Annotated in this window: 9 protein-coding genes and 1 other annotated feature; of the genes, 6 read left to right on the plus strand and 3 right to left on the minus strand. The window is 33.3% G+C overall.

Annotated elements, in window-relative coordinates:
- Nucleotides 1-67: 67 nt before the first annotated feature.
- A protein-coding gene (prfB, locus tag ACREVU_RS07465; protein ID WP_431550980.1) for a peptide chain release factor 2 occupies nt 68-1,175 on the plus strand; the annotation gives its coding sequence in 2 pieces (ribosomal slippage) (nt 68-145 and nt 147-1,175; 1,107 coding nt in all).
- Nucleotides 1,176-1,255: 80 nt separating this feature from the next.
- Here prfB and ACREVU_RS07470 read toward each other — a convergent pair.
- The 3 genes from ACREVU_RS07470 to proS form a co-directional block, all read right to left on the minus strand.
- Complete coding sequence (locus tag ACREVU_RS07470; RefSeq protein WP_431550981.1) at nt 1,256-2,608, minus strand: Na+/H+ antiporter NhaC family protein; 1,353 nt, start codon at nt 2,606-2,608, stop codon at nt 1,256-1,258.
- Between the two features lie 176 nt (nt 2,609-2,784).
- Nucleotides 2,785-3,354 carry a dihydroxyacetone kinase transcriptional activator DhaS gene (gene dhaS, locus ACREVU_RS07475; RefSeq protein ID WP_431550982.1) on the minus strand — a complete coding sequence of 190 codons (570 nt, stop codon included), beginning with the start codon at nt 3,352-3,354 and terminating at the stop codon, nt 2,785-2,787.
- A gap of 143 nt (nt 3,355-3,497) precedes the next feature.
- On the minus strand, nt 3,498-4,934 hold the full coding sequence (gene proS, locus ACREVU_RS07480) for a proline--tRNA ligase (protein WP_431550983.1): 1,437 nt from the start codon (nt 4,932-4,934) through the stop codon (nt 3,498-3,500).
- A 61-nt stretch (nt 4,935-4,995) separates the two neighbouring features.
- Nucleotides 4,996-5,216: a binding site (T-box leader), on the minus strand.
- Between the two features lie 283 nt (nt 5,217-5,499).
- On the opposite strand from proS, the gene ACREVU_RS07485 reads away from it, so the two are divergent.
- The 5 genes from ACREVU_RS07485 (at nt 5,500) to prdB (ending at nt 11,995) form a co-directional block, all read left to right on the plus strand.
- Nucleotides 5,500-7,296 (plus strand): sigma 54-interacting transcriptional regulator, encoded by a 1,797-nt coding sequence (locus tag ACREVU_RS07485; protein ID WP_431550984.1) that lies wholly within the window; start codon nt 5,500-5,502, stop codon nt 7,294-7,296.
- A 277-nt stretch (nt 7,297-7,573) separates the two neighbouring features.
- On the plus strand, nt 7,574-8,878 hold the full coding sequence (gene prdC, locus ACREVU_RS07490) for a proline reductase-associated electron transfer protein PrdC (RefSeq protein WP_431550985.1): 1,305 nt from the start codon (nt 7,574-7,576) through the stop codon (nt 8,876-8,878).
- 22 nt (nt 8,879-8,900) lie between these two features.
- Complete coding sequence (gene prdA / locus ACREVU_RS07495; RefSeq protein ID WP_431550986.1) at nt 8,901-11,006, plus strand: D-proline reductase (dithiol) proprotein PrdA; 2,106 nt, start codon at nt 8,901-8,903, stop codon at nt 11,004-11,006.
- A 9-nt stretch (nt 11,007-11,015) separates the two neighbouring features.
- Entirely contained in the window at nt 11,016-11,270 is a 255-nt protein-coding gene (locus ACREVU_RS07500; protein ID WP_431550987.1) for a CBO2463/CBO2479 domain-containing protein, read from the plus strand.
- On the plus strand, nt 11,270-11,995 hold the full coding sequence (prdB, locus tag ACREVU_RS07505; RefSeq protein WP_431550988.1) for a D-proline reductase (dithiol) protein PrdB: 726 nt from the start codon (nt 11,270-11,272) through the stop codon (nt 11,993-11,995). The genes ACREVU_RS07500 and prdB overlap by 1 nt, the downstream gene beginning before the upstream one ends.
- The last annotated feature ends 47 nt before the right edge of the window (nt 11,996-12,042 follow it).

Genomic DNA, 12,042 nt, shown 5'->3' on the forward strand with positions numbered 1-12,042 from the left:
AATTTAAAGGGGTGGGCAATTAATTTTTGCATGCCCCTTTTTAAGTATAATGAGAGAGGTGTAATAATTGATAGTACAAATGGAAGAAATAACAAGTGAACTAAATGTTATAAAAGCTAATTCAGAAGAAATACGGGTGTCTCTTTGACTTAGCAACACTAGAAAAAGAGTTGAAAGAGTTTGAGTTTAAAATGCAGGAACCTAGCTTTTGGGATGACACTGATCTAGCACAAGAAATTTCTCAGAAAGCTAAGGGGATTAAAGATAGAATTGATAGGTTTAATTTAGTTGTTAGTAAGATAGAGGATTTAGAAGTGCTTGTAGAGTTAAGTGAAGAGGAAGATGATGATTCCTCTATAGAAGAAATAAAAAGTGAATTAAAAGATTTAGCTCATGATACTGATAGGTTTAGGATAGAAATTTTACTGTCTGGGAAATATGATATAAATAATGCAATTTTAACGCTTCATACCGGTGCAGGTGGAAGTGATGCTCAAGATTGGACAGAAATGCTTTATAGGATGTACTCTAGGTGGTGTGAAAAGAAGGGTTACCATATTGAAGTAATAGACTATCAACCCTCTGATGAGGCAGGTATTAAGGCGGTTACATTAAAAATAACTGGTGAGTTTGCCTATGGATACTTAAAGGCTGAAAAAGGAGTACACAGGCTTGTAAGAATTTCACCCTTTAATGCAAATGGCAAGAGGCAAACTTCCTTCGCTTCTTGTGAAGTACTTCCAGAATTAACAGAAAGTCAAGATATCGATATAAGACCTGATGATCTTAGGATTGACACTTTTAGATCAGGAGGTGCTGGAGGTCAACATGTAAATAAAACTGAGTCAGCAATAAGAATTACGCATATACCTACGGGGATAGTAGTTCAGTGTCAAAATGAGAGAAGTCAGCATAGTAATAAACAAACTGCAATGAAAATGCTTATGGCAAAACTTTTAGATCTAAAGGAAAGAGCTCACAAAGATAGAATCGAAGACTTAACTGGGGATCTAAAAGATAATGGTTGGGGAAGTCAAATTAGATCCTACGTATTTCATCCATATAATTTAGTCAAGGACCATAGGACTAATACAGAAATGGGAAATATAGATGCAGTTATGGACGGGGATATTGATGTTTTTATTGAGGAATATCTTAGAAAAAGTAACAAATAGCATCAGGTACTTTAGAAAAAAAAACTCCAGCAGAATAATATTCTGCTGGAGTTTTTTTTTGAGTCATCAAAGATGATGCTTTAACTGGTAATATTAATTTCCACATTGGTGCTATTAGACTTTTTATTAGAGTTAAAACCTATTGATATCAAATTAGTTATAGGTACCATATATATATAAAATAAAAAAGGTATACATGTAGCATTTGTACCTAAGATTATAATTGGAGCAAGTAAAGCGATGTTCCAAGGAATCAAAGCAGAGATCATTATTGCTGTATTTTCTAAATCAATGGCCAAGCAGGAATTAGCTAGTCCATTTTTTTCGTAAGCCTTTTTATTTAACATATGGGTTAACATAACAGCAACGGACTGACTGCAACCCACGGCAGCAGTGAATATACTTGTAATAATTAGATTTGTGAAAACTCCATATCTAGAAGTTGCCCTTAAAGTTATAGCTTCAATATTATGCAACATTTTACTTTCTTCGATTACTCCCGAAATGGCAGAACCTACAAATATAACAAGGGATGCTTTGAGCATTGAAATAATTCCACCACCTTTAATTATTGTATAAAGTGGACTTGATTTCTCTGTGCTATACCCGAAAATCATAAACTTTATACAATTTAATAGTGTCTCATGTTGTATAAAGATACACAATAAATAAGAAATTATTATGCTTACAAGCATGGATTTTTTGACATTTACCCTAAATGCCGATAAAATTAATATAATTAAGGCTGGAAGCATAACAATTATATTTATATGGAAAGCATTAATTATTTCATTATTAATACTATTTGCAGAGCTATGCAAAGGGTATATTCTTGAAACTATTGCATAGAAAACAATTGAAAGGCTAAAAGGTACTAAGCAAGTCTTAAACATATTGGTAATATTTTTATAAATATCGGTTTTAGTAAGGTAGGAAACAAGACTTGCGCTAGAGGACATAGGGGAACATCTATCACCAAAGTATGCTCCGGAAATAATTGCACCTGTTGTAGCAGCAAGGTTTGCATTACCGCCTTTTGCAACAACCATAAGGGCTATTCCTATTGTACCCGTAGTTCCTAGGGAGGTGCCTATTAAAAATGATACAAAGCAGCTAGTTAGGAATGCAGATAAAATAAATAGATTGGGTCTTATTAGCTTTACACTATAATAAACTATTGTAGGTACTGTGCCACAGGCCATCCATATAGAGGTAATAGCTCCAATAAGAATAAAGATATTTATGATTATGAGAGATTTTTTGCCCCCAATAAAAGCCATATAAAATACCTCTTTTATATTGTTTCCTCTTTTAGTAGCTACTATAATGAAGAGTATTAGTCCTGCTATCAATGGGTATGCAAGAAATATGCCTTTAAAAACGCTGATAATCAAAAGTGCAAATGTAACAAAAAAGGCTATAATTAAGTCCAAAAAATATCACCTACTTAAAATTATTTTAACGACAATTTAAAACTCCACAGGAGATAATTTAACTCCGAGTTTTTAAATCTATCATTTACTATTATACCAAAAATAGACTTAAAAAGATTGTATCAAAATAATTTGATACAATCTTTTTAATGAGACAATAATAGTTATGTTTAATTTTATTTGTGATAAGTAGAATATCTGGTTAAAGCACCTAGCATACTGCCTTCAACCATATCATTTAAGTTACTTACTACTTTTTCAGGGGGCTCTTTCATATTATTTTTTATCCACTGCACGGTTATACCTACAAAAGCATAAGTATAAAAATCTGCAATAAAGTCTTTATCTGTGTCTAAAACTTTTATTCCAGTGGAAATATCATTTATAACTCCCATAATAAGATCATAGGTTTTTTCAAAAAGAAATCCATCAAATGCATTTTGGCCTGGTGTATTAAGGGCATTAATATAAAAAGATCTATTTTCCATAAAATATACTAAGGTTTTATACATTTCATCAGTCCAATGACCATATTTTATAGAATCATCGATATTTTCTATAGCCTCAGTATAATAGATCCAGTTTACAAGGTCGAATTTATCTTTGAAATGATAGTAAAAGGTTTGTCTATTAATGCCACAGTTATCCACAATTTCATGAATTGACAATTTAGCCAAGGGAATTGTTTCCATTAACTTCTTAATTGATAGGGCAAGAGCTTTTTTTGTTATCAGTGATTCTGACATCCATTTCACCTACAAACATAATTATTAATAAAAGGTAATAATATAAAGACTAACTTAAGTGCATTAACTTTTATTAATTTGATTATAACAAAAAATGTAATAGCATTCAACAGAAAGGGTAAATGGATCTACATAGTAAAATTTTAATAAGCTCTTCCCCAAGTAACCATGGATTTAGCTGGTTTTCCACAACATAAGCAAACACCTTTATCCTCTGGTTGATCAAATGGTATACATCTAGAGGAAGCACCTGCTATTTCTTTTACTCTATCTTCACAAGTCAGGTCTCCACACCATGGAGCATTAACAAAGCCTAAAGTTTTATCTAGGATTTCTTTTACTTCTTCAACGGTGTTTGCACTAAATGTTCTTTTGTTTTGTATAGTTCTAGCTTTTTCAAGTAATGATTTTTGAATATCTGCTAAAATTTCTGGAACTTTTGTTTCGAGTTCTGTCATTGGAACAATGATTTTTTCTCTAGTATCACGTCTGACTAAAACCACTTGATTATTTTCTATATCTTTTGGACCAACTTCTAGGCGGAGTGGAACACCTTTCATTTCATATTGGCTAAATTTCCAACCGGCCATTTTGTCGCTGGTATCTATTTTTACTCTAGCTATTTTTGATAGGGTGTTTTTAAGCTCTGTTGCTTTTTCAATCACACCCTCCTTATGCTGTGCAATTGGAATTATCATAAGTTGAATAGGGGCTATTGCTGGTGGTAATACTAATCCACTATCGTCACCATGAACCATAATTATAGCACCTATAATTCTTGTGCTCATTCCCCAAGAAGTTTGGTGAACGTATTCTAACTTACCTGTTTTATCAGTATACTGAATGTTAAAGGCTCTGGCAAAACCATCTCCAAAGTTATGTGAAGTTCCACATTGTAGCGCTTTACCATCATGCATTAAGCTCTCAATTGTATAAGTATGCTTCGCACCTGCAAATTTTTCTTTTTCTGTCTTTTGACCTTTTATAACTGGAATGGCAAGGGTTTCTTCACAAAAAGTTGCATATACATTAAGCATTTTAAGAGTTTCTTCTTGAGATTCCTCTGCAGTTGCATGAGCTGTATGTCCTTCTTGCCATAGGAACTCTAAAGTCCTAAGAAAAGGTCTTGTAGTTTTTTCCCATCTTACTACAGAACACCATTGATTGTATAATTTAGGAAGATCATTGTAAGATTGAATTATCTTTGCATAGTGATCGCAAAATAATGTTTCAGAAGTAGGCCTAACGCAAAGTCTCTCTTGTAACAGTTCGTTACCACCGTGTGTTACCCAAGCAACCTCAGGTGCGAAACCTTTAACATGATCTGCTTCTTTTTGTAGTAGACTCTCAGGGATGAACATTGGCATATATACATTTTCGTGATCTGTATCTTTAAACATTTGATCTAGGGTCTTTTGGATATTTTCCCAGATAGCATAACCATAAGGACGGATTACCATGCAACCTCTTATGCTTGCATAATCTGCAAGTTCAGCTTTTTTTACAATATCTGTATACCATTGTGCAAAATCCTCATCCATAGCGGTAATAGATTCTACTAATTTCTTATTTTTTCCCATAATTGTTCTCCTCTCATTTAATATAATTTATAAAAATGAATACAAAAAAAACTCCATCCCTAAAAGGGACCGAGTATTATCGGTGGTACCACCCTAGTTGATATAACAAAATATCCACTCAGTTTCTATGTAACGGTAGAAAGCCGCTGTAACTTACTGCAAAAAAAACATTTCGTACAGAACTCCAAGGCGGGTTCAAAATGATCTTTTGAAAATCTTACACCAATGATTTTCTCGCTGTGAAAAGATTCCATTTTTACTAATCCTTTTCTTTGAATTGGGTATATTCAGTTTTAACAGCAGTTCAATTTATACTTTAAAATTAATCATAGAATAAAAATAATCATATGTCAAGACTATTTTATCTCAATTAGGAGTTTTGAGATTTTAGAATGAAATTAATTAAATATATTTAAATAAGTGTATGTGATACTAAAAACAGAGAAAAATACCTAGAGAAAGAGAAAATAATGATGGTTTTTATATAATTAAGAGTTTCTGTATGTTATTTTAAATAAAGCAAGTATAATGAAATTAGTAGAGAAATAATAAAGAAGGTGAAAAATTGGCAATCACGGAACTATTCTATAATGTTAAAGAGATAATGAATAAAGAATTTATAAAAGTTAATGCAAATGAAAGCATCAAGGATGCCTTAAACAAAATGATTGAAACAAATAAAGATGAAGTTCTAGTAGTGGACCAGGCAGATGTTCTCATTGGAGTTTTTACCAGGAAAGATATAGCTAAGATTAAAAAAAATAAAAATATATCTTTTGAAGAAAAGGTTATAAAATATATGAACAAAAATGTGGTTACAATAAATATGAAGGCTTCTGCAAGAGTTGCAAGAAATTTAATGATTGAGAACGGAATAGGAAGATTGCCAGTAATTGAAAATGGTGTAATTAGAGGTGTAATTACAAGCAATAATATAAGAGATACTTTCTATCTTAAGCTGGATGGAATGTTTGATCTTCAAAATAATATAATTGATAATTTGCATGAAGCAGTATGTATATGTAGTTATATGGGAATAGTAAACTATTGGAATAAAAGTGCAGAACAACTCTATGGTGTAAAGGCTGACAATATAATTGGAAAACATATTGATTCTTTTTTCCCTAATGCTATGATTTCAAAAACCTTAAAAGATGGGAAACGAAGGGATAACATAAAGAATGAACCTGTTAAAGGAAAATTTGTTATTTTGAGTGCTGTTCCCATATATAATAGAAAAGGGGAGTTTGTAGCTGTTGTATCTACAGACCGAGATGTGACTGAAGTCACAAAACTTGCAAATCAATTAGAAACAGAAAAAAAGAAAGTTAAATTATTGGAGATTGCATACAAAAGGGAAATTGCTGCAAACTATAACTTTTCTTCAATTATAGGCAAAAATAAAAAGATAATTGAAGCTATTGCAATGTCACAAAAGGTAGCGCAAAGTTCTGCTAGTATACTAATTACTGGAGAGAGTGGTACAGGAAAAGAGATTTTTGCAAGAGCAATTCATGAGGCTAGCGGTAGAACAGGTAATTTTGTAGCAGTTAATTGTAGTGCGATTCCCGAACAATTAATTGAAAGTGAAGTTTTTGGATATGTTGAAGGGGCTTTTACGGGAGCTATTAGAAAGGGGAAAATAGGAAAATTCGAATTAGCTAACAATGGCACTTTGTTTTTAGATGAAATTGGGGATATGCCACTAGAGATGCAAGCAAAGTTTCTAAGGGTGCTGCAAGATGGCATAGTATACCGATTGGGAAGTGAGAAGGGAGTTATTACGGATACAAGGATTATTGCGGCTACCAATAGAAATTTAAATGATTTAATAAAGGATAAAAAATTTAGAGATGATTTATATTATAGGTTTGCTGTTGTTCAAATTGATTTACCGCCACTTAGAGAGCGAAAAGAAGATATAAGAGAATTGGTAGATATATTTATAAAGCAAATAGCTAAAAAAGAAAATATAGACATAAACAGCATAGATGAAAAAATATATCCACTGCTTTTTAAGTGCAAATGGGAAGGAAATATTAGAGAACTGAAAAACGTAATACAAAGGATGATTGTACTTTCAAATGAAGGAGAAATAACATTAGATACTCTCCCGGAATATATTTTAAACAATGGAGAAGATAAAAGAGAGGGTATCTCACAGGTGAAAGATTATGCAGGTTTGGAGCGAGAGCAAGATAAATATGATTTGGTGAAAATTTTGCAACGCGTAGAAAGAAGCACCATAATAGAGGTTTTATTATCCGTGGGTGGAAACAAACAGAAAGCTGCAAAGATATTAAATTTAAAGCGAAGCACTTTGTATTATAAATTAAATCAATATGGTCTTTTAGAAAAATAAAACTATAGTGTCAGAAAATTGACTGATTTGTCTGTTTTCTGACACTAATAACGTTATCTTAAACCTTGCAAATGGTAATTAAAAGTAATAAAGTAAAAAAAAGTGTCAAAAAAGCATACACTTTTTTTATTTAAAGAAATAAAAATGTGAATTTAAAATATCTATAGACCGGCAAAGCAGTATTTGCAACATCTATGGGTTAATTGTGAAAACGGTAACAAATTGGCACGAAAATTGCTTATATTTAAAACAAGAGAAATAATATGGAGGTGGTTTTATGTCAACGACCTATAGATTTCCGCTTAAAATGCATGTAGGTGCACCTTCTACTGCAATTGTAAAAGAAGGTCAAACTATAAAAAGAGGAGAATGCATTGCAAACCCAAAAGGACTAGGTGCTAAAATTCATTCTAGTGTCACTGGGAAAGTATCTAAAATTACAGAAAATGAAATCTTTATTTTAGCTGATGACAATCAAGGTACGGACTATATAAGAATCAAAAAATGTTCAAAGATAGAAGAAACTGCATATGAAGCAGGTATCGTTGGTGCAGGTGGGGCTGGATTTCCTACTCATATTAAATTAAAATCACAAATTCCAGATGGATATGTAATTGCAAATTGTGTTGAATGTGAACCAGCATTACATCACAATATGAAAGTTTTAGAAAATAATCCACAAGTTGTAATTAAAGGACTAAGATATGCTATGAGTGCAACAGGGGCTCCAAAGGGCTATATTGCAATTAAGGCAAAAAATAAAAATGCTATTGCATCACTTAAAAAAGCACTCTCTACAGATTTAGATATAGAAGTAAAAGAGTTAAGAGACATGTACCCAATGGGCGAGGAAAGAGCAATGATTCATGAAATATTTGGAACCTGGCTGAGTCCTGACCAATTACCATTTGAAGCAAAATGTGTTGTTTTAAATGGAGAAACACTAGAAAATCTAACAAATGCTATAGAAGAAGGAAAACCAGTTATAGATAAAGATGTTACAATAGTTGGAAAACTAAAAAGTGGAAATGAAAGTCATGTTTTCTTACAAGTGCCTGTAGGAACTTCAGTTAAACAATTAATTGAAAAAGCTGGCGGTATTGACGGAGCATACGGCGAAATAATAATTGGTGGACCATATACAGGCAAGTCTGAAGACATAGAAAGCGCAGTTGTTACAAAAACTTCAGGTGGGGCAATTGTTACTATACCATTTCCCAAATATGAAGGGTCAATAGGATTGCTAGTATGTGCTTGCGCTGCAGATGAAGCGAGACTTAGAGATGTTGCAGAAAAAATGCATTCAAAAGTAGTTGGAGTGGCAACTTGTAAGAATGTAGTTGTGGTAAGAGGTTTAAACAAATGCTTAACACCAGGACATTGTCCAGGTCAAGCAGAGGCTATTCTTTACCTTAAAAAACAAGGGGCAAAAAGAATATTAATAGCAAACTGTAGTGATTGCTCAAATACAGTGATGTGTATAGCTCCGAAAATGGGGATTTCGGTATACCACCACACAGACCACGTATTTAGAACCATAGATTATCCACTTACAAGAAGATTACCAATGGACGATAAGTAAAAAATATGAGGAGGTTATGTTCATGTCAATGAGTGATGAACACGCAGCAGAGTTTAAAGATGAAGTTGCAGTTGTATGTTGTAGAACAGAAGAAGGAACAATTCTTACCGCGGCTAATTTAGAAGACCCAACCATATTTCCAGATTTAGTGGATTCAGGACTGTTAAAAATACCTGCAAACTGTTTGAAAATAGGTCAGGTTATAGGAGCGAAACTTATTAAGACGATTGATTCACTAGTGCCACTGACACCAGAAATAGTAGAGGGTTTAATTGCTATTGCAGAAGATAAAAAAATGGTAGAAGTAACTCAAGGTGATGAAAGGGCGGTATTAAAGGTTAATAAAAGTTCAGGAGATGTTATTGCTGCTGAAGATTTGGAAAATCCAATGAATTTTGATAAATTACAAGACTCTTTGCTTATAAAATTGGATGATTCAGTTTTGAGCAGAAGCGCAGTAATTGGGTCAACTTTAAAAGTAGATGTAGTTGCTTTAACTCCTATAACGAAAGGTATGTTAGAAGGATTCGAGGAGGAAGTATTTATGAAGGCTGAAGGTGAAGCACCAGTAATGTCATCTGTTGTATATGGTGGAATATTAAAGATTAAGATAGCAGAAGGTAAAGGTATTGATATAGAGATTCCTCTTAATTCATTTGGACAAAATACAGCTCAAGCTGTAGAAACTGTAAAAACAGCAACTGCTGGAATAGCTAAAGAAGCTATAAAAGAAAGTGTGACCCCGGAAATAAAATTGGAAGATAAAATTGTAAGAGAGCTTGTTAAAAAGCACTTTAAAATAGAAGAAGTTAAATTTGGGCCTGTTACAAAAATTGAAGGAACAGCGCTTTATATTAGAGAAAATATCTGTGTAGATGCTTTAAAAATTAGTGAACTTGTTACAGATATAAAAATAGATATAATCACACCAGATAAGTACAACACGTATAGTGAAACAATTATGGATGTACAGCCAATTGCGACAAAAGAAGGAGAACATAAATTAGGGCAAGGAGTAACAAGAGTATTAGATGGTGTTATCGTTATGGTCACCGGAACAGATGAAAATGGAGTGCAAATTGGAGAATTTGGTTCTTCAGAAGGCATTTTAGAAGAAAATATTATGTGGGGAAGACCAGGCGCACCAGATAAAGGTGATATATTTATTAAGACGCAGGTTACAATCCTAGCGGGATTAAATATGGAAAGACCAGGTCCTTTTGCTGCACATAAAGCAACAGACATGATCACACAAGAAATAAGAGAAGCACTAAAGAAGTTAGATGAATCTTTAGTAGTAGATAGTGAGAAATTTACTCAATTCAGAAGAACGGGTAGAAAGAAAATAGTAGTAGTAAAAGAGATCATGGGTCAAGGTGCAATGCATGATAATTTAATTCTTCCAGTAGAACCAGTTGGAATACTTGGTGGAAAACCAAACGTTGACCTTGGAAATTTACCAATTGTATTTTCACCACTAGAGGTGTTAGATGGCGGAATTCATTCATTATGCTGTATAGGACCTGCATCTAAAGAGTGTTCAAGACATTACTGGAGAGAGCCACTGGTTATAGCGGCAATGAATGATCCTGAAGTTGATCTTTGTGGAATTGTATTAGTAGGAAGTCCACAAATTAACAGTGAAAAGTTTTATGTATCTGAAAGGCTTGGGATGACTATTGAAACAATGGATGTTGCAGGTGCAATTGTTACAACAGAGGGATTTGGTAATAACCATATTGACTTTGCTAGTCATATTGAGCAAATAGGTATGCGTGGAATTGGTGTTGTTGGAATGTCTTTCTGCGGAGTACAAGGAGCGTTAGTTGTTGGTAATAAGTACACTAAGTACATGGTTGACAACAATAAATCAGAAGCAGGAATTGAAAATGAAGTGTTAGGATGTAATACACTTTGCAAAGAAGATGCACTTAGAGCGCTTTCAATGCTTAAAACTGCAATTGCAGGAGAAGAAGTAGTGGCAGCAGAAAGACATTGGAATCCAAATGTTAAGGAAAACAATCTTGAAGCTGTTGAGAAAACATATGCGCTTTCTATTGAAAGAGTAGAGAATGAAACTTCAATTCCAGAAAGTAAAAAAAGATTAGAAAAATATTCAACAAAGTAAGGAGATACAATGAAATACGGCGATAAGATAATAGAAATGTACGGGATTATAGTAGAAAAGCATGATGGCATGGTGTGTATTGATTTAAAAGGAAGATTAGGTTATATGAAGATACCAATGAGGATGCTAATTACAGATTATCCTGTGCAGGTAGGTCAAGAAGTGGGTTTTAGAATGAGCTTTATTGAAGTCCTTGCAGAAGAGCCTAATGAAAAATATGTTAGTAATATAGAAATAAGAAATAGAAAGGAAGGGAAAGCATAATGAGTTTAACAACTGTTAAAGGTATGCAATCAGAAATATTTGTACCGATTACACCACCACCAGTTTGGACACCAGTAACAAAACCATTAAATGAAATGAGAGTTGCTTTTGCAACTGCGGCAGGAGTTCATTTAAAATCAGACAAAAGATTTAATTTAGCAGGAGACTTTACATTTAGAGCAATACCGGGTAATACAAATACTAAGGATTTAATGGTATCTCATGGTGGATATGACAATGGAGACGTAAATAAAGATATAAATTGTATGTTCCCTATTGATAGACTAAGAGAACTTGCAGCTGAGGGTTTTATAAAAGAAATTGCACCGATGCATTATGGATTTATGGGTGGCGGCGGAAACCAAGATAAGTTTAAAAACGAAACTGGTCCCGCTATTGCAAAGTTATTAAAAACTGAAGGTGTAGACGCAGTAGTATTAACAGCTGGCTGAGGAACTTGTCACCGTTCTGCTGTACTTGTACAGAGAGCGATAGAGGAGTCAGGGATTCCTACCATAATTATTGCAGCATTACCACCAGTAGTTAGGCAAGCTGGAACACCAAGAGCGGTTGCACCACTTGTTCCAATGGGAGCAAATGCTGGAGCACCAAACGATAAAGAAATGCAAACAAACATATTAAAAGCTACGTTATTACAACTTAAAGAAATACCATCAGCTGGTAAAATTGTACCATTACCTTATGAGTATGTAGCAAAAGTATAATTAAAAATTAGAAATGCATCGAAATTTAAATTCGCGGCATTTCTATA

This window comes from Clostridium sp. (assembly GCF_050717535.1).
Lineage (GTDB): Bacteria > Bacillota > Clostridia > Clostridiales > Clostridiaceae > Clostridium_AD.

What these genes read in the sequence shown, in the direction of transcription:
- dhaS (WP_431550982.1), bottom strand. Translation starts at nt 3,354, where the DNA reads ATGTCAGAATCACTGATAACAAAAAAAGCTCTTGCCCTATCAATTAAG.
- prdA (WP_431550986.1), top strand. Translation starts at nt 8,901, where the DNA reads ATGTCAATGAGTGATGAACACGCAGCAGAGTTTAAAGATGAAGTTGCA.
- proS (WP_431550983.1), bottom strand. Translation starts at nt 4,934, where the DNA reads ATGGGAAAAAATAAGAAATTAGTAGAATCTATTACCGCTATGGATGAG.
- prdC (WP_431550985.1), top strand. Translation starts at nt 7,574, where the DNA reads ATGTCAACGACCTATAGATTTCCGCTTAAAATGCATGTAGGTGCACCT.
- ACREVU_RS07500 (WP_431550987.1), top strand. Translation starts at nt 11,016, where the DNA reads ATGAAATACGGCGATAAGATAATAGAAATGTACGGGATTATAGTAGAA.